The sequence below is a fragment of the Paraburkholderia sp. BCC1876 genome (genome assembly GCF_902833695.1).
Taxonomy (GTDB): domain Bacteria; phylum Pseudomonadota; class Gammaproteobacteria; order Burkholderiales; family Burkholderiaceae; genus Paraburkholderia.
In genome coordinates, this window is the sequence record NZ_CADFGI010000001.1 from 1176195 (window position 1) to 1196342 (window position 20148).

17 protein-coding genes and 1 pseudogene are annotated in these 20148 nt (G+C 62.1%); 5 read left to right on the forward strand and 13 right to left on the reverse strand.

Annotated elements, in window-relative coordinates; all coding sequences use genetic code 11:
- Nucleotides 1-10: 10 nt before the first annotated feature.
- From HWY05_RS05120 to HWY05_RS05155, 8 genes and pseudogenes are all read right to left on the reverse strand, one after another.
- Nucleotides 11-1597, reverse strand: coding sequence for a DHA2 family efflux MFS transporter permease subunit (locus HWY05_RS05120; RefSeq protein ID WP_176057801.1), 1587 nt, complete (start codon nucleotides 1595-1597; stop codon nucleotides 11-13).
- Nucleotides 1598-1665: 68 nt separating this feature from the next.
- Nucleotides 1666-2985, reverse strand: a complete 1320-nt coding sequence (locus HWY05_RS05125) for a nucleotide disphospho-sugar-binding domain-containing protein (RefSeq protein ID WP_176057595.1) — start codon at nucleotides 2983-2985, stop codon at nucleotides 1666-1668.
- A 9-nt stretch (nucleotides 2986-2994) separates the two neighbouring features.
- The gene (locus HWY05_RS05130; protein WP_176057596.1) at nucleotides 2995-3564 is read right to left on the reverse strand and encodes an isoprenylcysteine carboxylmethyltransferase family protein; all 570 of its coding nucleotides are present in this window, start codon (nucleotides 3562-3564) and stop codon (nucleotides 2995-2997) included.
- Between the two features lie 167 nt (nucleotides 3565-3731).
- Nucleotides 3732-4550 (reverse strand): annotated as a pseudogene (locus HWY05_RS05135) (alpha/beta hydrolase); the annotation flags it as partial.
- A 387-nt stretch (nucleotides 4551-4937) separates the two neighbouring features.
- The gene (gene cls / locus HWY05_RS05140; RefSeq protein ID WP_176057597.1) at nucleotides 4938-6200 is read right to left on the reverse strand and encodes a cardiolipin synthase; all 1263 of its coding nucleotides are present in this window, start codon (nucleotides 6198-6200) and stop codon (nucleotides 4938-4940) included.
- Between the two features lie 149 nt (nucleotides 6201-6349).
- Nucleotides 6350-6835 carry a hypothetical protein gene (locus HWY05_RS05145; RefSeq protein WP_035559125.1) on the reverse strand — a complete coding sequence of 162 codons (486 nt, stop codon included), beginning with the start codon at nucleotides 6833-6835 and terminating at the stop codon, nucleotides 6350-6352.
- Between the two features lie 22 nt (nucleotides 6836-6857).
- Nucleotides 6858-7700, reverse strand: a complete 843-nt coding sequence (locus HWY05_RS05150) for an H-NS family nucleoid-associated regulatory protein (protein WP_176057802.1) — start codon at nucleotides 7698-7700, stop codon at nucleotides 6858-6860.
- A 225-nt stretch (nucleotides 7701-7925) separates the two neighbouring features.
- Nucleotides 7926-8264, reverse strand: coding sequence for a hypothetical protein (locus HWY05_RS05155; protein ID WP_035559131.1), 339 nt, complete (start codon nucleotides 8262-8264; stop codon nucleotides 7926-7928).
- Between the two features lie 246 nt (nucleotides 8265-8510).
- Between HWY05_RS05155 and HWY05_RS05160 the strand changes: the two genes are divergently transcribed.
- Nucleotides 8511-8747, forward strand: coding sequence for a hypothetical protein (locus HWY05_RS05160; RefSeq protein ID WP_176057598.1), 237 nt, complete (start codon nucleotides 8511-8513; stop codon nucleotides 8745-8747).
- Between the two features lie 100 nt (nucleotides 8748-8847).
- Here the strand turns inward: HWY05_RS05160 and HWY05_RS05165 are convergent, their stop codons facing one another.
- From HWY05_RS05165 to HWY05_RS05175, 3 genes are all read right to left on the reverse strand, one after another.
- A complete protein-coding gene (locus tag HWY05_RS05165; protein WP_176057599.1) occupies nucleotides 8848-9921 on the reverse strand; it encodes a DUF6765 family protein in 1074 nt (357 codons plus the stop codon).
- Between the two features lie 247 nt (nucleotides 9922-10168).
- Entirely contained in the window at nucleotides 10169-10522 is a 354-nt protein-coding gene (locus tag HWY05_RS05170) for an FKBP-type peptidyl-prolyl cis-trans isomerase (RefSeq protein WP_176343126.1), read from the reverse strand.
- 204 nt (nucleotides 10523-10726) lie between these two features.
- Nucleotides 10727-11263: a MarR family transcriptional regulator gene (locus tag HWY05_RS05175; protein WP_244146496.1), complete on the reverse strand. Its 537-nt coding sequence runs from the start codon at nucleotides 11261-11263 to the stop codon at nucleotides 10727-10729.
- A gap of 200 nt (nucleotides 11264-11463) precedes the next feature.
- Between HWY05_RS05175 and HWY05_RS05180 the strand changes: the two genes are divergently transcribed.
- Both HWY05_RS05180 and HWY05_RS05185 read left to right on the forward strand, forming a co-directional pair.
- A complete protein-coding gene (locus tag HWY05_RS05180) occupies nucleotides 11464-13035 on the forward strand; it encodes a sulfatase-like hydrolase/transferase (protein WP_176057600.1) in 1572 nt (523 codons plus the stop codon).
- A 103-nt stretch (nucleotides 13036-13138) separates the two neighbouring features.
- Nucleotides 13139-14473, forward strand: a complete 1335-nt coding sequence (locus tag HWY05_RS05185; protein ID WP_176057601.1) for an MFS transporter — start codon at nucleotides 13139-13141, stop codon at nucleotides 14471-14473.
- 32 nt (nucleotides 14474-14505) lie between these two features.
- Here HWY05_RS05185 and HWY05_RS05190 read toward each other — a convergent pair whose 3' ends face one another.
- Nucleotides 14506-15363: a carbon-nitrogen hydrolase family protein gene (locus tag HWY05_RS05190; protein ID WP_176057602.1), complete on the reverse strand. Its 858-nt coding sequence runs from the start codon at nucleotides 15361-15363 to the stop codon at nucleotides 14506-14508.
- 220 nt (nucleotides 15364-15583) lie between these two features.
- Between HWY05_RS05190 and HWY05_RS05195 the strand changes: the two genes are divergently transcribed.
- Nucleotides 15584-18244 carry a ligase-associated DNA damage response DEXH box helicase gene (locus HWY05_RS05195; protein WP_176057603.1) on the forward strand — a complete coding sequence of 887 codons (2661 nt, stop codon included), beginning with the start codon at nucleotides 15584-15586 and terminating at the stop codon, nucleotides 18242-18244.
- Nucleotides 18241-18897, forward strand: coding sequence for a ligase-associated DNA damage response endonuclease PdeM (gene pdeM / locus HWY05_RS05200; RefSeq protein WP_035559159.1), 657 nt, complete (start codon nucleotides 18241-18243; stop codon nucleotides 18895-18897). Before HWY05_RS05195 ends, pdeM begins: the two co-directional genes overlap by 4 nt.
- Here pdeM and HWY05_RS05205 read toward each other — a convergent pair.
- On the reverse strand, nucleotides 18894-20108 hold the full coding sequence (locus HWY05_RS05205) for a hypothetical protein (protein WP_176057604.1): 1215 nt from the start codon (nucleotides 20106-20108) through the stop codon (nucleotides 18894-18896). The two genes, pdeM and HWY05_RS05205, sit on opposite strands and share 4 nt — an antisense overlap.
- Between the last annotated feature and the right edge of the window lie 40 nt (nucleotides 20109-20148).

The following is a 20148-nucleotide window of genomic DNA, read 5'->3' on the forward strand; positions in this document are numbered from 1 at the left end:
CGTGATCTCCCTAGTGCCCCATGGTCATGGCCGCGCCGCGTTTCGGGCGCGTGAGCCACATCATTGCGGCGAGCACGAGACACGTGACGCTCGCCATCTGGAACATATCGCCGGTCGCCATCATGTAGGCCTGTTGCTGCACCACGTGATGCAAGGTGGCGAGTTCGCGCGCACCGTCGATACCCATGCCGTGCAGGCTCTGCACGAAACGCTGCGTATTGCCCGACGCTTTCGTCACGGACTGCGCGACGACGTCGTAGTGATACAGCGCGCGGTTGTCCCATAGCGTGACGCTCATCGCGGTGCCGAATGCCGCCGACAACGTCCGCAAGAAGTTCGACAGGCTGGAGGCCGCGGCCAGTTTGTCGTCGGAGACACGCGAAAGCGTCGCGGCCGTAAGCGGAATGAAGAAGCACGGCAGTCCGATGCCCTGGATCAGGCCCGGTGTGATGATCTGCGTGAACGTCATGGTCAGCGTGAAATGCGCGTCCCACCACAGCACGGCCGCGAACACGAGAAATCCGAATGTGGCGAGCAGGCGAGCATCGAAACGCGCCGCGTAAATGCCGACCAGAACCGAGAACACCAACGCCAGCACGCCGAGCGGCGCGGTGGCGAGCCCGGCCTGATACGCGGTGTAACCCATCACCGCCTGCAGCCACAGCGGAAAGATCACGCCGACCACGGAGAAGCTCATCATGCCGAGCGAGATGATCAACACGCAGAACGAAAACGTGCGATCGCGAAACAGGCTCAGATCGATCACCGGGTGCCGTTCGCCGGCCTCCCAGATCAGCAGCGACACGATCGCCAGCGCGGCGACGATCGCCAGCGTCAGGATCAACGGCGAGTCGAACCAGCCACGGTCGTGGCCGAGGTCGAGCACCACTTGCAGCGATCCGACGCCGACGATCAGCAGCACGATCCCCGGCAGATCGATCGGCGCGGCACGGGCGGCGCCGGGGTTACGTGCGTCGGCGCGTAACAGCGTCATGCACACCGCGAACGAAAAGATGCCGATCGGCAGATTGATCAGAAAGATCCACGGCCACGAAAAGTTATCGATGATCCAGCCGCCGACCACCGGACCGAAGATCGGCGCGAGCAGCACCGTCATCGCCCACAGTGCGAGCGCCACGATTCGTTTGTCGGGTGGAAAGGTGCGCAACAGAATGGTTTGCGACAACGGCACCATCGGCCCGGAAAAAAGCCCTTGCAACGCGCGACACACCACCAGCAGGTGAAAGTCGCCGGCCACGCCGCAGAGTAGCGAGGTCAGCGTGAAAAGAATCACGGCCCCGAGGAACAACCGCGTTTCGCCGAGTCGGCGCGAAAGCCAACCTGTCAATGGCACCGCAATCGCGGCGGCCACCGAGTACGAACTGATCACCCAGGTGCCCTGGCTGTTGGACACGCCCAGACCGCCGGAAATGGCGGGCACCGCGACGTTGGTGACGGTTGAATCCAGCACTTCGATAAAGGTCGCCAGCGAGAGCGCGAAGGTCAGCAACGCGAGCCGCGCGCCGCGCAAGCGTGGCGTGCCTGGTGTGCTACCTACGTTGCTTACGCTATCCACGCTGCCCGAACCCGGATGCATGCTGTCCGGCCCCCGCTCGCGCTCCGCGTCAGGCCAGCGTGCGCCTTCCGGCCGTGACGTGGCCGCGCTCATACGCCGTGTCCGCTCGCCGCCATGGCGAAACCAGGCACACGCTCGCGACTCGACACACGCGCACCGCCGCGCATGAAACCTTCGATAAAGCGCGCGGCCGCCTCGCAGCCGTTCGGCGACGCGGCCAGTTGGTCCTGCATGCGCCCACACTGTGTTGCGATCGACGGATCGCCGAGCACCTGCTTCAATGCGCGCGCAAGCGCTTGCGCGTGCAACGGTCCGTCGAGCCGCACGCCGCAACCGCTCGCCACCACCCGCTGCGCGTTATCGAACTGATCGTGCGCGAACGGCGTGACGACCTGCGCGATACCCGCGGCATACGCCAGCGCCGCCGTGCCGATGCCACCGTGATGCACCAACGCCCGGCAGCGCGGCAGAAGCGTCTGCAAGGGCACGTAACGCCGCTTCAGCAGCACGCTCGGCGCAGACGATCCCGCGCCCGGCTCCGGCGCTTGCGGCGTCAGCAGCAGGCCGCGCAGCCCGCTTTCACGCAATGCGCCGCGCACGGCCTCTTCATGGCGCTCGTGGTCGATCAGCGTCGAACCGGCCGTGAACACCACGGGTCGCTCCCCCGTCGCGAGAAATTCGTCCAGTTGCGGATCGGGCGCGGGCTCGCCCATATCGTTGAACAGCGGAAAACCGCTCAGCCGATGCGGCGTGGGCCAGTCCGGCTGCGGCCGCGCGAACCACTCGGGGAAGAGGCACAGCACGCCGTCGGTCGAGTGAAGCCACTGGCCGAAAATGCGCGTGGCCGGTTCCAGCCTCAGTTGCGCGCGCAACGTATTCAGCGCAGGACCGCAGACCTTGTCGAGCACCTGCCGCTCGATTACGCGCAGCAGCGCCGACTTCACGACGAGCGGCAAGCCGCGCGGAATCGTCAGACGCGGATGCGTCGGCGGAGCATGCGCCGATAGCAAGGTGGACGGCGACACCTGCACCGACACCAGCGGCACGCGATACAACTCCTGCATCAGCCGCGCGGAAAACGCCCACAGCGTGCCGACGAGGATCGTGTCGTCGTCGGTCAAGGACATGAGCGTCTGGAAATGCGGCTGCAAGGTCGGTGCGATCACCGCCCACAACGTGCGAAACGAGGTGCGCGGATTCCATAGCGCCGGGTTCGCCATGGCCGCCGCGTATTCATCTGCCGTACCGATCGGCCTGAACGCGAAACCTTGCCGACGCGCCGCCGCCTCGAACGGCGGATGGCTGCAAAATACGATCTCGTGCCCGCGCGCCGTCAGGGCCGCGCCGATACCGAGCAGCGGATGAACGTCGCCCGCCGAGCCGATCGCGGTGATGATGACTCTGGTCATACCGGCGACTCAGAAGAGACCGGGAATCAGCGCGGCCACGTCGCGGCGATACTGTGCGTACGCTCCGCCGAAGTGGCCGGTCAACCAGCTCTCCTCGACACGCACCTTGTACGCCAGCGACGCGAAGATCAGCAACAACCCGGCCGCGCCGCGCCATTGCAAGCCGATGATCGCCGCGCCGACCAGCGCCAGCAGACACCCTGTATAGATAGGATGGCGGACCAACGCATAAGGTCCGCTGCGCACCAGTTCGTGCCCTTCCTTCAGCGTGACCGACACGCTCCAGTTGGTGCCGAGATGCAGCCGCGCCCACACGGAAAATGCCAGACCGGCCAACAGCACCGCGAGACCCGCGAGTTGCACCACGCCAAAAGACTGCGGATCGAACGACCACGCCACGCGATTGAAGTCCGGCAGCACGATCAACGCGCCGCCTGCAATCAGCGGAATCGACTGCAAGGTGCGCGATCGCGAGGCCTCCTTGCGCGCGGTCGCCTTGACCCGGTTCGACGTCGCGATCCAATACGCGACCCACGCCGTCCACGGCATGACGATGGCAATGCTCTGAGCGAGATTCATGGCAGTTCGGCCTGTTGGAACGAGTGATCGGCGGTTGTCTCAAACGCCACGTTGCCAACGGTGGCCATGCCGGCCACGTTAGCGACAGGCGCTTGCGACGCCGGCAAAAGGGACGATCGTGCGGCAAGCGTCTCGAAGCAATCGAGCGCGCGCTGCACCGGCGGCGGCCCGAAGTAGTCGAGAATCGCGGTGCGCACCTGGCGCAACGCCGGCTTGCCTTCGAGGTCAAGGAAATGACCGGCCTGTCCGATCGTCGCGAACTCGGCACGCTTCAGATGCACGCTCAACGACCGGACGTCCTCCGGCGTGGTGTACTCATCGAGATCGCCGTTGATGAACTTCAGCCCGCAATCGATATTGCGGAATTCATGCAGGTACTGCTCGGGACGAATCGCCAGGATCTGCTCGACGTGAAACGCCACCTGCTCCTGCTCTTCGCGCGGCAGCGTCGTCAGATAGCGATAGTTGTAGAGCTTCATGATGCGCGACAGATGCTTGCCCACCGTGTCGTTGAGCAGTTGCGCGGCCTTCAGGTTTTCACCGGCTGCTATATGGTCGCGCGCGGCGGTAACGTAGGCGGTCATCGCCTCGTTCAGGCGCGGCGAGAACGACGCGATCACCGCGCGCCTCACACTGGTGCGCTCCCGCGACAGCGCCAGCAACGAGGCCACGCCGCCCCAGGAAACCGATAACAGGAAACTCGGTTCGAATAAGCGTATTAGATAAAGCAGAATGTCGACTTCGTCGTCTTTAGACAGAACGAAGCTGCATTTATTATGCGTTTTCGATTGCCCGGCATAAGGCAAATCAAAACAGATAGGGTTATAGCGTTCGCCGAGATATTTGATTGTCTGACCGAACGAGGCTGTGGTAGCCAGCGCGCCGTTGATCAGAATGACACTCTCGAAGGCCGGATCGAATACGTGACGTTCAACGTAGACTTTCAGGCCCGCCGGCAGCGGAACAAGGAGTTTTTCGATGGGCATGGCGTATTCGCATGCACTTGCGTGGAAGCAAATGCGTACCGATACCGCGCCCGCACTCGCGGACGCCTTGCGGCCGTGCCACCGCGGATCAGGCCCATGCGACCTGCCTTTACGCCGGCAAGTCTGATCCGCGACGACCGCTCCTGCACCGAAGCCTTAGCTTCCGGTGCCTCGTGAACTATCTTATATGCACTAATTGAATGCACGCTAGAAACGCCCAACCGTGCTATTCATTGAATACCAGTCTGTCACTTCTGCGTTAAGACTAGATGTCAATATACGATAGCAAACCAGTTTTTAAAACAATTTCAAAACTATTTTTTCGGAAAATATTATTCATGCAGACGGCATGAGAAATGCGATGTTTAGGCGAATGTAGTCTATTTGTCAGAGTTGCGACTCCAGTAACGGGATACATTTCTCGATCAGCTTCTCGGTGAACGGCCGGTGCAACCAGGCGTCGAGCGTGACCTGTTGCGACTGCTTGAGGTCGTCGGCGAAAACCGCTGTTTGCTGCTTCGCGAAGTCGCGGTCGTAGATGTTCAGATTCGCTTCGTCGTTGAGCTTGAACGAACGACTGTCGAAATTGGTCGAGCCGACCGACACCAGGTACTCGTCCACCACCAGCAATTTGCAATGGAACATGGTGGGTTGATACTCGAAGATCTCCACACCCGCTTTAAGCAGATCGCCCCAACATGCACGCGATGCCTCGCGAACCGTGTGCGTGTCGATGCGCTTGCCCGGTGTGATGATTTGCACTTTCACACCGCGCTTCGCGGCCTCGACGATCGCGTTGATCGTCAGCTTGTCGGGCACGAAGTAGGCGCTCGCCAGATGAATGCTGTGAGTGGCCGCCGTGATCGCCATCAGATACATCAGCTGCATGTCGTCGCTGCCGCCCGATGGCGAGCTGCTGAACATGTGCGCGAGGCCTTCACCGGCGGCTTCCACTTTCGGAAAGTAGTCCGCGCCATGCAGTACATTGCCCGACGCTTTGACCCAGTTGTCCATGAACACGGCTTGCATGTGACCGACCACGGGTCCGGCCACGCGGAAATGCGTGTCACGCCAATGCTTTTCATCCTGCGCGTGGCCGGTCCATTCCGGTGCTATACCCACGCCGCCGGTGAACCCGATCCGTCCGTCGATCACCAGCAGCTTGCGGTGCGTGCGGTCGTTCATTCGACCGAGACCGGTCCAATGCGGCTTGTGATACTGAATGACTTCGGCGCCGCCGTCGCGCAGCAGATTCAGATAGTGCTTGTCCATTTTCGACGAGCCGACCCAATCGAGCAGCACATGCACCGCGACGCCTTCGCGTGCTTTATCCGCCAGCGCCTGGGCGATCTGCTCGCCTATTTCACCGGACCAGTAAATGAACGTCTCGAACGTGATGGTGTGGCGCGCGGATCGAATGCCTTCGAGCATCGAAGGAAAGATGCGGTCGCCGTTAAGCAGCATCTCGAAGCGGTTGCCGGCAATAACCGGCGGCCCCAGCAACAGTCCCATGGAACGCAGGAATTGCGGATCGTCGCTGGCATAACGACGCTCTATTTTGTGTTCGATCTTCTTCTCGCCACTCGACAGATTGGCAATCAGCAGAACGATAATGAGCGTAACGAACGCGGTAATAGGTATTGTCAGCATGCGTGGCCTCGATGCTAACCGGCGAGGCGCGCCGAATGCGCGCCCTGCGGTTCGATGAACAGATGCGGGCCCAAAGCCCGGCTTTTATCACGAACGCAGGACGCATTGCGCGTGCCCGTTGCAGGCCCGCGCCTTGCTACTCGACTACTTTATCTGACGAGGGAGAAGGCTTCACGGCTGGCAATTTCACCGGCGCCATAAACGCCGACCACCGTATAGTCCGACGCCACGCACTCGAAGGTGGATTCGCTGAACGTGATGACGAAATGCCGCTGTGCAGGAATGGGCGACGCGACTGCCGAAATCTCGGCCGCCAGCGACGAATTCATGACTTCGTGAACCGACAAACCGGTTAATCCTTGCGAGGCGAGCGGATGAATGTCCAGATCGACATCGCCGGGCGGTCCCAGCCGATGAAATACCGCGTCGGGAAACAGCACCGTGCAGTAAGGATCGTCGTCGGGATCGAATGGCCCGAAGCGTTCAAAGTCGGCTTCCGCGATCGGATAAGCCAGAATCACCCGGCCGGCGCTCGCGACGATGAAGGGTTCGGCGGCGTCTGCCGCGGGCTGAGGAACTGAGTCCAGCAGGACGACCTGGTCCTCCTGCTGGGATGATGCAAGCGTGCTGGTCATCTACTTCGCGACTCCGTGGCGCTTATGCGCCGGCTTGCACGGTTGAGGCTTGCGGCGCGGCTGCGGCGGCCGAAGCGGCTGCCTTTGCGGCGGGTTTGCGGCCCGGCGCTTTTCTCGCTACGCGGGTTGCAGCGGCTTTCTTCGCTACGGGTTTCGCTGCCGCTGTTTTTCTGCTCGCTGCGCTGACCTTCTTTGCGGCGGTCTTTTTGGTGGCCGTCGCTTTCCTGGCCACGACTTTCTTTGCCGCTGCCTTCTTGCTCACCGCGCCGCTGGTGGCCGTCGCTTTTGCTTTACCGGCCGTTTTGGCCACGGCTTTGCCCGCTTCTTTCGCTCCGGCTGCCGCGCTGTCGATCAGGAATTTGCTACGGTCTTTGACCGTTGCCAGCCATGCCGGCGCCGGACCGCGTCCACTCCAGGTCGCGCCGGTTTTCGGGTTGTGGTACTTGGGCGGCTGCGCGCCTTTAGGCTGACCTTTACCGCCTTTCGCGTGCGTGAGCGCCGCTTTCGCAACGGACTTCAATTCGCTCGCGCCTTCAACCAGGTATTGAGTGCGGTCTTTGACACCGGCAATCCAACCCGGCGCGCGGCCGTGACCGGTCCAGGTCGCACCGGTTTTATGATCGCGGTACTTGGCCGGCTTACCGCCCGTTACCGCTTTTACCTTAACGTTTCCGCCGTGGCCATTCAGGCCTTGTGCCGCGCGCCGCGCTTTTGCTTTGGCTTCGATATCCGTAGTAGTCAGGCCATGCTTGAGCATCAGACCGCGAATCTGGTCGACTGCGTCTTGTGCTTTCCTGGCAATAAGAACGTCCGCTTGCGCCTGGAGCTTCTTAAGCTTTGCTTGGATTTGCTCTAACGAAGGCATTTGATTGCTCCTTATATGTTGATCGATCGAACTATGCCACGAATGACACGAGAAAGGCAGATCTATGTGGCTATAAAGCAGCAGCCTTACCCGATCATGCATGCCGTGGAGTCCGAACCTTTCGGGTTCTCTACTCGTCACTACTCGAAAGCCATCCTTTTACTTCCCTTCCCCTTACCTCGCCGGTTGCCTTTCTTTTACTTCCGATCATTTTTTCCGAACCACTCACGCAGGCGTAAACACTACCGCCTGGCGATCGGCGATGTACCTCACGCTGCGTATGAAGCGGTATTGCTGATCGTCGGCGGTAATCTGGTTGAGTCCCAGGCGGGTGAGCGCCAGCATGTCGTCCGCCTGAGTCGCGGCTACTACGCCGTGATCCGTCAATTGCTCCAGCGCGCCGGATGGATTGCCGATATAAACACTGCGCACTTGCGTGCCGATCCGCATCAGGACCACGCTTTCTCCCTCGTCGAGCGCCAGTTCGAGATAGCCGGCAAGCGTTCGCAACGACTCCGGCGTGCAAGTCTGAGACTGATAGATTGCAGCGTTCGATAACATCATTTGCGTTTCCCCGTGTCACGCGTCAAGCGAAGGCCGCCGCCGCGTGCGGCGGCAATAGTCGCTTCTACTATAGGCAAGCATTCGGAGATTCAAAGGAGAGCGGTCGTTTTTTTATCGTTTGAGTGGGTTTGCACGCTGAACGGCTTTAAAAAATCCCATTGTGGGCAAGCCGAGTTGCTGAACGGGCTATTGAAATAGCACCGGTTAGCGCCACCTTGGGACAACTCAACAGAACGGTACTTTCAGATGAAAGCTGGTTACATCAAAACGGCCCTCGCGTCGCTGGCACTCACTTTGGCAGCGATCGGCACGGCGAATGCCGCCGGTTGTATCAAGGGGGCTGTCGTAGGCGGGGTGGCGGGGCACTACGCCGGGCATCATGCGGTAGTGGGCGCGGTGGGCGGCTGTATCGTGGGACACCATCTGGCCAAAAAACACGCGCAGGAACAGGCCGCGCAGCGCCAACAGGTGCGAGCGGAATAGCCGGAAAGTACTAAAAAGGCGGAGAGGCGGCGGCAGTTTTCACGGCCGCCGCCTACCAGGCAAACGCGCAAACGCGTCACCGATCAACCAACCGGCGCAATTACGCTATGCGCACACCATGAGCCGGCAGAATCTCCTGCGTCGTCACGAAGCGGTGCTCTTTGACCGAGTCATGAAATAGACGGTAATCGCTCTTCTCAAACGCATCCGTCCATTGGGGCTTATCGCCCGTATCGTCATCCAACTGCAATCCGGTGGCGTTGCACTTCCAGGAACCGGGGCCTTTGGCCACATACTGTGGAATCGACTCCCGCAAACCCGGAATGCCGCCCGTACTCACCACGTCGCAAATCGTCTTCAGGCGCTGGTTATCGTCCAGATTCCGATTGGTATCGAGAAGCTCGGTGAGCGCCTCTTTCACGTTCGGCGGCAAACCGGGTTGCGTTTCAAAGTCTTCCCGATTGGCGACATAGGCGCGCACCGCGCGGCAAGCCATCTCGGCCGCTTGCACGAACTCCGGCAAATTATGTCTTTCGATGAACTCGTTTCGACCGTCGATGTAGTGCCATTTGGCCCATGGCTGGTCGGGATAGTGCAACGCGGCGCCGTGACCGACCGGCAGCGCCACCGTCAGCACGTCCTCTTCGATGTGTTCGATCAGATGCTGGGTGACCAGTTTCAATCTGGCAAACCAGCCTTTGCGCGTGCAATCCTGCGACTCCAGTAAATGAACCCGGTTCGCCGGACTCTCGATACCGGAGAATCCCTGGTGTGCCCAGGTATCGACGTAGGTGTGAAGCGTCACGCCGAGACGGTGCAATGCCGTTTCCGCGCCCCGCTGCCGGATCGCCCGGCGCACCATTTCGCGCGCCACCTCGCTATCCGGACGGCACACGGCTTTTTCCTGCAGCGTGTCACCCTCGCCTGCCGGCAGAAAATGAAAAGGCGCCCAGACGAGACGGTTCTGGTCATTCTCCGTGTTGGCATAGTCGAACATCTTGTGCGCGGTGGCGAAGCGCTCGAACGTCTCGCCCCCTTCAAAGCGCAGTATTCCGGCCGTCGTCGCATCGTCGACATACTGGCAGGCATGCGCGACGGTGAGCGCGTCGCTTGCCGCCATGCCGCCAATGCGCGCGGCGATATAGACCACACCATAGTGAAAGTCGATATTCATGGCAGGCGCTCCAGACGCGCGGCGAATGACGGTGGGATCGTTCAGGTTGGTGCGGCCAGGCAGAATCCGCGTCGGCGCACGGCTAGAGAGTAAACGAAGAACGCCGGCCGGACTTTAAATAAAGCGCGCTCGCGTCGACTCGCTTCTGACACTCTTCCGACACCCTTCTGACACGCACAGTACGCGGAATGAAAAAAGCCCCGCTGCAATTTCCGCAGCGGGGCTTTCTCTTTGCGCAGATCGCGCTTTATTGCTTGACGATGTCGACCAGCTCGACTTCAAACGTCAGGTCGCTATTCGGCGGAATCACGCCGACGCCACGATCGCCATAAGCGGTCGCCGCCGGGCAGGTCAGCTTCGCCTTACCGCCCACTTTCATCTTCTGCACGCCTTGCGTCCAGCACGGAATCACGCGGTTCAGCGGGAACGTAGCCGGGCCACCGTGGCTCGCGGAACTATCGAACTCGGTCCCGTTGGCCAGCGTGCCACGGTAGTTGACCTTGACGACGTCGGTAGCGGCCGGTTGGGCGCCGGTGCCCTGCTTCAGTTGTTCGACGATCACGCCGGAAGGCAGTTTTTCGGTGGTGGGCGCGGCGGCCATTGCCGCCGAAGACAACACGGCTGCGGCGACCAAAGCAACGATAGATTTCAAAGCAAGTCTCCAGGTGAAGGGTGCGCGTCATTGTAACGGATCACCTGGCGTGCACCCCGGGCCCGGGTAGTCCATGGATTGGCACGTTGCCAATCGGCTCCGCGAAAGACCCAATGAGAACAGCGTTCTGGCAGCGCTTTCACCGGCGCGGATCTATTCGGCGTCGGTGTCTTCGTTTTCGTTGTTGTCCATCAGCGGACCGCTTTTCGCCATTTCACGCTGATTCAATGACACCGCCTGTTGCTCCATCCGTTTAAGTAGTCCGTCGAGAAGAACGGCTTCTTCATCGCTCAGACAGGCGGCGAACTCGGTGTTATAGCGTTGCCCGCTCTTTCGTGCGTGCTCGTAGACCTGACGGCCGGCTTCGGTCAGCGCGAGTACGGTCAGTCTCTTGTTCTCCGGCAAGCGCGTTTTCGCAATCAGGCCTTTGTTGACCATATTCGCGACGCAGCGGCTTGCGACCACCATATCGAGCGCGGCCTGTTCGGCGAGTTGCGTCAGACTCGCATCCGGGTATTTACCGACGAACGCGAGAATGCGCCAGTCACGCCGGGTGATGCCGAGTTCTCGCCGGAACATCAGGCCGACACCCTGAACCGCCACTCGCGCCAGGTTATGCAACCGGTACAGCAGGAATTCGTCGATGTGCTCGGGATGCTTCAACACAGGCGGCAATGAAGGATCGGACACGGTGAGTGTAGGGAATTTGTTGGCTCGCCGGCCATTATGACGCGCTTTTCCCGCAACGGCGCCGCCCTATTGTGCATTCGCACATATATTTGATTAGGTCAATCGTGGCGTTCGTTTCTAGCATCGAACATGTTTCCGGTTCGTTACCGCTTCTTCTCTCTATTCTATTCAGGCCGCAAGGCCGCAGACGGTGCTTACAGATGGCGGACACCCGCAACGTTCTCTTTATCATGTGCGACCAGCTACGCCGCGATCATCTGGGCTGCTACGGACACCCTTACCTGCGAACCCGGCATATCGACGCACTCGCTTCGCGCGGCGTGCGCTTCGACAATGCCTTTGTCAGTTCCGGCGTTTGCGGTCCGTCGCGCATGTCGTATTACACCGGCCGCACAATGAGCAGTCACGGCGCAAACTGGAACCGCGTGCCGCTCTCGATCGGCGAAATGACGCTCGGCGAGTACCTGCGACTCAATGGCCGCTCACTCGCGCTGGCCGGCAAAACCCACGTCATGGCCGACGCCCATGGAATGGAGCGGCTCGACATCGCCCGGCAAAGTCCGCTCGGCCGCCGCCTGTCGACAGGATCGTTCGACGAACTCGATCGTTACGACGGTCATCACGAACCGGGCAAGGAAAGCGGCTATCCGGCCTTTCTGCGCGAACATGGTTACGCTAGCGACAAACCGTGGAGCGATTTCGCCATTAGCGTGGAAGACGATAGCGGCGCGGTCCACTCGGGCTGGAAAATGCGCAACGTTCGCTGGCCGGCACGCGTGGCCGAACCGCATTCCGAAACCGCGTACATGACCAGTCAGGCGATCCGCTATATCGAGCAACAAGGCGACGAGCCGTGGGCCTTGCATTTGTCGTACGTAAAGCCGCATTGGCCGTATGTCGCCCCGCGCCCGTATCACAACCTGTATTCGCTCGACCAATGTCTGCCGCTCGAACGGCAGGCCGCCGAACTCGACAACGCGCATCCGGTCGTCGCCGCGTATCGCACTCAGGAAGAGTGCGTCAATTTCGCGCGCGAAGAAGTCTCGAACACGGTGAGACCGGTCTACCAGGGTTTGATCCAGCAGATCGACGACCATCTCGGCCAATTGTGGGAAACACTAGAACGCCTCGGCCGCTGGGAAGACACGTTGATCGTGTTTACCGCCGACCACGGCGATTTTCTCGGCGACCATTGGCTCGGCGAAAAAGAACTGTTCTACGACACCGTGCAGCGCGTGCCGATGATCGTCTACGATCCGTCGACCCAGGCCGACGCAACACGTGGTAGCGTCGAAACGCGCTTTATGTCCGGTATCGACGTAGTGCCGACGGTACTCGACGCGCTCGGTCTGCCGGCTTATGAAGAGCGTATCGAAGGACGTTCGGTATTACCGCTCACACGCAATGAAGCGGGTGGCGCGCAGGGCTGGCGCGATTACGTGGTCACCGAACTCGACTACAGTTTCCGCGGCGCGCGGCTCGCGCTCGGACGTCAACCCGACGAATGCCGCGGCTGGATGGTGCGCGACTCGCGTTGGAAGTACATTCACTGGCTAGGCTACCGGCCGCAACTGTTCGATCTGGCGAACGATCCGCACGAATACGCCGACCTCGGCGCCGACGCCAGTCATGCCGCGATCCGCGAGCGGATGCACGCAAAACTCGCGGACTGGTACGGCTCGCTGAAGCAGCGCGTCACGATCGACAATCCGACCGTGGAAAGCAAGACCAACACGCACAAGGATTGGGGCGTGTTCTTCGGCGAATGGTAAAAAGTAATGCGACGTAGGCGGCTATAACAACGAATCCAGTCCGCCGATAAGATCACACCACAGGCGTGCCGACCGATCCGGCCGGCACGTCAGGAGACACAGGATGCAGCGTTCGTCAGACCTCGCGCCCGAAGACGCGATTTATCGCAAGATCGCGCGGCGCATCGTGCCGTTTCTGTTCATGTGCTACGTGGTCAATTTCATCGACCGCGTCAACATCGGCTTCGCGAAGCTGCAGTTCCTGCAAGATCTCAAACTCGACGACGCCGTCTTCGGACTCGCGGCGGGCATGTTCTTCGTCGGCTATCTGGTGTTCGAGTTACCGAGCAATCTGCTGCTGGAGAAGGTCGGCGTACGTAAAACGCTGCTGCGCATCATGGTGTTGTGGGGCAGCCTGACGGTACTGCTGATGTTCGTTAAGAGCGCGCACATGCTGTATCTGCTGCGCTTTCTGCTGGGCGCCGCCGAAGCCGGCTTCTTTCCCGGCATCATTCTGTACCTCACCTACTGGTTTCCCGACCGCCAACGCGGGCGTATTACGAGCCTGTTCATCATGGCGGTGCCGCTCGCGGGGATTATCGGCGGCCCGTTGTCGGGCTGGATCATGGTGCATTTCCACGACACGCTCGGCTTGCGCGGCTGGCAGTGGCTGTTCCTGATTGAAGGCATACCGGCTATCGCGCTCGGCATTATGGCCCTGCTCTACCTCGACGATCGCCCCGCGAACGCCAGATGGCTGAGCGACGCCGAAAAGGGCCACGTGAGCGCCGCGCTGGAAGCGGACCGCAAACAACGTGGCGTGCATCACGCGCCGCCGGCACGGCTCGCGGATGTACTACGCAATCCCCGCATCTATCTGCTGTCGGCGATTTATTTCTGTGTGTTCATGGGACTCAATGCGATCGGCTTCTGGATTCCGACGCTGCTACGGCACGTCGGCGTACAGCAACTCGGCCATATCGGCTGGCTGAGCGGTGGCATTTCGGTGTGTACGGCGATCGGCATTGTCGCGATCGGCCATAGTTCGGATCGTCGCGCGGAACGGCGTTGGCATGTCGCGGGTTGCGGCTTCGCGGTGGCAATCAGTTTTCTGTTGCTGCCGCTCGCCGCGCATAGCGTGCCGTTCACGGTCGCGTTGCTGGTGGTCGCGTCGATCTGCATCTATGCGACGCTCAGCATCTTCTGGACGATCCCGACCGCGTATCTGGATGGCGGCGCCGCGGCAGCCGGAATTGCGACGATTACCGCGATCGGCGCAATCGGCGGCGCCGTGAGTCCTTCGCTGATCGGCATGCTGAAGACGCAAACCGGCAGTGTCTATGCCGGTTTTGCGGTGGTCGCCGCGCTGCTGATCGCGGGCATGATTGCGTTGCTGTGGGCCGTGCCGGCGCCGCAATCGAAAACGCTTGGTGCGGTGCGGGCGGCCGTTTCGAAGTAGCTTTCGATGTAACCACAGCGCGCCGCCGTGTGTCAGTCCAGGGCGTGCGTCGTATAGCTGCCGGTCGGCGCTTCGTCGCGCGCGTTGAAATCCGCAAGCACGGTTTCGCGTTCGCGGACGTCGGCCAGCACCGCCGGGTCGAGTAGCGCGGTAATCACGTCGTCGCGATCGCGGCTCGCCTCCGCCACGACGTCGCCATACGGGCTCCAGATTGCGCTCGCGCCACACGTCGACCAGCCGCCGGTGGTGCCGACGTGATTCGACAGCAGCACGTACATCGTATTGTCGAAAGCGCGCGCCGGGAACCAGATGCGCGACTGGTGGTAGCCGCTCTTCACGCTGAAGAGCGCGCTCACCAGATAAGCATGCGCACCGTTGACTGCCGCGAGCCTTGCGTGCTCCGGAAAACCCGAGTCGTAGCACACGCCGAGTGCAAGCCGCCAGCCGTCGAGTTCCAGCATGCAGCCTTGCGCGCCGGGCTGATAAATGCTCGTCTCGCTGCTATATAGGTACTGCTTGTGATACGGCTCGATCTGCTCGCCGGACCGGTTGAATATCAGCGACGAAATATGCAGGGCCCTCGCATGCCGAGTCGCCGCGCCGACAATCACCGCGATCTCGCGCCGACGGCACACTTCGCGGATCGGTTCGAGGCGCGCGTCGTGGGCTTCGAAAGCGTACTTCGCGGGGTCGCCGGCAATCAGGTCCGGTTCGTAGCCGCTCAGGAATTTCTCGGGAAAAACCACCAGTTTCGCGCCACGGTCGGCGGCGAGACCGGTCAGTTCGACCGTTCTGGCGATATTGGCGGCGACGTCGCCGGATACCGGTTGCGCTTGCGCGACGGCGATCCGCAGGGACGTTTGCGGCAGCGAGGCCTGATTACGATTCAACGCGAACTCCGTTTTGAATGGACGGTTGGCTGCAGGTTGCCCGCCCGCCTTCTATCGTCAAGATCGAGCGCGCGAAGCCCTGGCATTTAAACACGGCGGTACGTCCGGCGTCAGTGCGAGGGTGTGATGATGAACTTGCGGCGCGTTCCATGTGTCCACAGAGAACATGCACCGCGAGGCCTTCGTCACGCCGCGAATCCCATGCTAAAGAGCGCTTTCGATGATCGAGCCGGTTGATCCCGACGAGCCTGAGGCTTCCGGACCCGACGTGCTGCCCGAAAGGCGGCGCGCGCCCAGGGCTCGCCGGATTCCACGCAGCCGCGAACAGCAGGCACGGCTCGATGCGCGCGAGCCGGCTTTCGAGCCGATTCCCTTTGCACTCGACGAGGCCGCCGCGCGTCGCCCATTCGCCGACAAACTCGATGCATGGTTCGAGGCGCGCCGCTGGCAGCCGTTCGAGTTCCAACGCGAGGTCTGGCGCGAGATGGGTCGCGGCGCGAGCGGGTTACTGCACGCGACTACGGGTGCCGGTAAAACCTGGGCGGTGTGGTTCGGTGCGCTTGCAACTTTCGCGGGTGCGGGTGAATCTGCTGTCAGATCCGCCGCCCAGCGCAGCCCGCCACGCACGCAACCGGCCCCGCTCACCGTGCTGTGGATCACGCCGATGCGCGCGCTCGCCGCCGACACCGCCCGTGCCTTGCAAAGCTCCGCGCTCGAACTGGCCGTCCCGTGGAGCGTCGGCTTGCGAACCGGCGACACATCGTCGGCCGAGCGCGCGCGGCAGAACCGGCGCATGCCGTCGGCGCTGGTCACCACGCCCGAAAGCCTGTCGCTTATCCTCACGCGGCCCGACGCGCGTGGCGTGCTCGCGCAGGTGCGGCTGGTGGTGGTCGATGAATGGCATGAGCTGCTCGGCAACAAGCGCGGCACGCAAACGCAACTCGCACTCGCGCGTCTCGCGCATTGGCGCCCTGAATTGCAGGTGTGGGGCCTGTCGGCCACGCTCGGCAACCTGCCCTTCGCCGCCGATGTCTTACTCGCGCCCGTCAAAACGCCGCGCGTCGACGTGCACGGCGCGCTGCCCAAAGCACTGATTGTCGATACGGTCATTCCCGACACGATCGAGCGGTTTCCGTGGGGCGGCCACGTCGGCATGCGCCAGGTCGGCGCGGTCGCCGAGGCGATCGGCGACGCGCAGACATCGCTCGTTTTCACCAACACCCGCTCGCAATGCGAAGTCTGGTATCAGGCGTTGCTCGAAGCGCGGCCCGAATGGGCCGGCCTGATTGCGTTGCATCACGGTTCGCTCGATCAGGAAGTGCGCGAATGGGTCGAGCGTGGCCTGAAGACCGGCTTGCTGAAGGTGGTTGTGTGTACATCGAGCCTCGATCTCGGAGTCGATTTCTTGCCGGTGGAGCGCGTGTTTCAGATCGGCTCGCCCAAAGGCGTCGCGCGGCTGATGCAGCGTGCGGGACGCTCGGGGCATGCGCCTGGCCGACCGTCGCGCGTGACGATCGTGCCGACGCATGCTCTTGAACTGGTCGAAGCCGCCGCCGCCCGCGAGGCCGTCGCGAAGCGTCAGATAGAAGGCCGCGACACGCCCGACAAACCGTTCGACGTGCTGGTGCAGCATCTGGTGACCGTGGCGATCGGCGGCGGTTTCGACGCGCGCGAACTGATCGGCGAGATTCGCAGCACGTACGCGTACCGGCATTTGACGCAGGCCGAGTTCGACTGGGCGCTCGGCTTCGTGGAAGGCGGCGGCACCGCGTTGCGTGCCTATCCCGACTACCATCGCGTGCTGCGCGACGGCGACGGTGTGTACCGTGTGCCGCGCGACGATCTGGTGCGCCGGCATCGCAACAACATCGGGACGATCGTCGCGAACGGCACCTTGCATGTCGCTTATCTGTCGGGCGGGAGAATCGGCGCGATTGAAGAGTCGTTCATTTCGCGGCTGAAACCAGGCGATATTTTTACCTTCGGCGGACGCGCGCTCGAATTGATTCGCGTGCAGGACATGACCGCGTGGGTGCGTCGCGCGACCTCGTCTCGCGGGGCGATGCCGCAATGGGCCGGCAGCCGCATGCCGTTGTCGTCCGAACTCGCTGACGCAACGCTGACGATGCTGGCGCGCGCCGCCGCCGGCGTCTACGACGAACCGGAAATGCGCGCCGTGCGGCCTCTGCTCGACTTGCAGCAGAAATGGTCGGCGTTGCCCGAGCCGGGTGTGCTGGTGGTGGAGTTGCTGAAATCGCGCGAGGGCCACCATTTCTTTTGCTATCCCTTTGCGGGGCGCACCGCGCATATCGGTCTCGGTGCATTGTTGGCGTGGCGAGTCGCGCGTGAACAGCCTGGTACTTTTTCGATTTCAATGAACGACTATGGTTTCGAGCTGTTGTCCGCGCAACCATTCGATTGGGCCGCGCAACTCGAAAGCGGATTGCTTTCTTCCGACGCGCTCGAGCATGACATTCTCGCGAGCCTGAATTCGTCGGAACTCTCGATGCGGCGTTTTCGTGAGATTGCACGCGTGTCGGGGCTGGTCTTTCAAGGGCACCCAGGGCAGCAAAAAAGCGCGCGGCAGTTGCAGGCGTCGAGTGGTCTGTTCTATGAGATCTTCCGCAATCACGATAGCGGCAATCTGCTGCTCGATCAGGCCGATGCCGAAGTGCTGTTGCAGGAGCTCGACGCCCAGCGCATCCGCGTTGCGCTTGAACGGATGAATGCCAGCCGCGTGGTGGTGATGCGGCCGAAAAAACCGACGCCATTTGCGTTTCCGTTGATCGTCGGACGTTTGCGTGAGAAGGTCAGTACCGAGAAGCTCGCGGATCGCGTCGAGCGGATGTTGGCGGAGCTTGAGAAGGCGGCTCGCGTATGAAGACTACGTCGTTGAGGGTGGGGATTGCCGGACATGCTCTCGTGCTGTCGAGCTTGCGCGCGATTTTCGATCCGGCATTGCGGTGTTTGTTCGTCGCCGATGCGCATTTTGGCAAAGATGCAGTGTTTCGTGCGCGTGGCATTCCCGTGCCGGTTGGCTCGACTGCGGACAATTTGCTGCGGCTCGATCTTTTGATTAGCGAGTTCGAGCCGACGATGCTCGTGTTTCTTGGCGATCTGCTGCACGCGCGCGAGGCGCATTCCGTTGAGACGTTGGACGCGTTGCATGGCTGGCGTGCGCGGCATGCTGGGCTGCGGGTGGTGCTGGTTGAAGGGAATCATGATCGGCATGCCGGTGCATTGCCGGATTCGATGGACGTTCAATGTGTGCAGGAGCCCTGGCGGATTGGGCCTTGGGCGGCGTGCCATTTCCCGCAGACGGTGGACGGCGCGTATGCGCTCGCGGGACATGTGCATCCGGTTTATCGGGTGACGACGCGGGTCGATTCGGTGCGCGTGCCGTGTTTTCGATTTGGCGCGGTGTGTGGAGTGCTGCCGGCGTTTGGGAGCTTTACCGGTGGAGCGCGGGCGCATGAGCCGGTGGCGGGGGAGAAGGTTTTTCTGGTGGTGGAGGAAAGGGTGATTGCTGTTTAGTGGGCGAGTGGAGAGTGTGGGGTTTTCGTCGGAGAAGAGCGGACGGTGAACTGTCCGCTCTTTTTTTGCCTGGACGGCCGGTTGATGCCGGCCGTCGCGCGCTGAAGGCGTGCAGTTGAGTTAGTGACCACGGCCGTGGCCGCCGGAGCCGGAGCCGGAGCCGCCGTGGCCGCTGTTGCCACCGCCGTCGCCATGACCGCTGTCGCCATGGCCGCCATCGCCGTGACCGCTATTGCCGTGGCCTCCGTCGCCATGACCGCTGTCGCCGTGGCTACCGTCTCCATGACCGCCGTCTCCATGGCCACCATCACCATGACCGCCTTCACCATGGCCACCATCGCCGTGACCGCCGTCGCCATGACCGCCATCGCCGTGACCGCCGTCTCCATGACCGCCATCGCCGTGACCGCTATTGCCGTGGCCTCCATCGCCATGACCGCTGTCGCCATGGCCACCGTCTCCATGACCGCCATCGCCATGACCGCCGTCGCCGTGCCCACCGTCTCCATGACCGCTGTCGCCATGGCCACCATCGCCATGACCGCCGTCTCCATGGCCTCCATGATGACCACCACCGGAGCCGCTTCCACCACCAGTCCCACCGCTTCCTGTTCCACCACTTCCCGTACCACCGCTTCCCGTCCCGCCACTGCCTGTCCCGCCACCTCCCGCCCCACCACTTCCTGTCCCACCACTGCCCGCACCACCACTGCCTGTTCCACCACTTCCTGTTCCGCCACTTCCCGTTCCGCCGCTTCCGGTCCCACCGCTTCCCGTTCCACCGCTACCTGTTCCGCCACTGCCCGTTCCGCCGCTTCCGGTCCCACCGCTTCCCGTTCCACCGCTACCTGTTCCGCCACTGCCCGTTCCGCCGCTTCCGGTCCCACCGCTTCCCGTTCCACCACTTCCGGTTCCACCGCTTCCAGTCCCGCCGCTACCTGTTCCGCCACTGCCCGTTCCGCCGCTTCCGGTTCCACCACTGCCCGTCCCGCCGCTACCTGTTCCACCGCTTCCAGTCCCACCACTTCCGGTTCCACCACTGCCCGTCCCACCACTTCCCGTCCCACCCTTCCCGCCACTTCCACTACCACTACCACTACCACTACCACTACCACTACCATTCCCGCTACCGCCCCCCGCCGCCGCAGCCCCAAGTCCCGCAGCGCCAAGTCCCGCAGCCCCACCATTCCCCGAACCACCACCACTACCATTCGCACCGCTTCCGCCCGCGCCTCCCGACGCGGCCCCGTT

Bases quoted from the DNA above. Each gene is read 5' to 3' on its own strand.
- HWY05_RS05130 (WP_176057596.1), bottom strand. From the start codon at position 3,564: ATGAATCTCGCTCAGAGCATTGCCATCGTCATGCCGTGGACGGCGTGG.
- HWY05_RS05165 (WP_176057599.1), bottom strand. From the start codon at position 9,921: ATGAATATCGACTTTCACTATGGTGTGGTCTATATCGCCGCGCGCATT.
- HWY05_RS05120 (WP_176057801.1), bottom strand. From the start codon at position 1,597: ATGCATCCGGGTTCGGGCAGCGTGGATAGCGTAAGCAACGTAGGTAGC.
- HWY05_RS05155 (WP_035559131.1), bottom strand. From the start codon at position 8,264: ATGATGTTATCGAACGCTGCAATCTATCAGTCTCAGACTTGCACGCCG.
- HWY05_RS05150 (WP_176057802.1), bottom strand. From the start codon at position 7,700: ATGCCTTCGTTAGAGCAAATCCAAGCAAAGCTTAAGAAGCTCCAGGCG.
- HWY05_RS05180 (WP_176057600.1), top strand. From the start codon at position 11,464: ATGGCGGACACCCGCAACGTTCTCTTTATCATGTGCGACCAGCTACGC.
- HWY05_RS05170 (WP_176343126.1), bottom strand. From the start codon at position 10,522: ATGGCCGCCGCGCCCACCACCGAAAAACTGCCTTCCGGCGTGATCGTC.
- HWY05_RS05195 (WP_176057603.1), top strand. From the start codon at position 15,584: ATGATCGAGCCGGTTGATCCCGACGAGCCTGAGGCTTCCGGACCCGAC.
- HWY05_RS05125 (WP_176057595.1), bottom strand. From the start codon at position 2,985: ATGACCAGAGTCATCATCACCGCGATCGGCTCGGCGGGCGACGTTCAT.
- HWY05_RS05160 (WP_176057598.1), top strand. From the start codon at position 8,511: ATGAAAGCTGGTTACATCAAAACGGCCCTCGCGTCGCTGGCACTCACT.
- HWY05_RS05145 (WP_035559125.1), bottom strand. From the start codon at position 6,835: ATGACCAGCACGCTTGCATCATCCCAGCAGGAGGACCAGGTCGTCCTG.
- HWY05_RS05205 (WP_176057604.1), bottom strand. From the start codon at position 20,108: ATGGTAGTGGTGGTGGTTCGGGGAATGGTGGGGCTGCGGGACTTGGCG.
- HWY05_RS05185 (WP_176057601.1), top strand. From the start codon at position 13,139: ATGCAGCGTTCGTCAGACCTCGCGCCCGAAGACGCGATTTATCGCAAG.
- cls (WP_176057597.1), bottom strand. From the start codon at position 6,200: ATGCTGACAATACCTATTACCGCGTTCGTTACGCTCATTATCGTTCTG.
- pdeM (WP_035559159.1), top strand. From the start codon at position 18,241: ATGAAGACTACGTCGTTGAGGGTGGGGATTGCCGGACATGCTCTCGTG.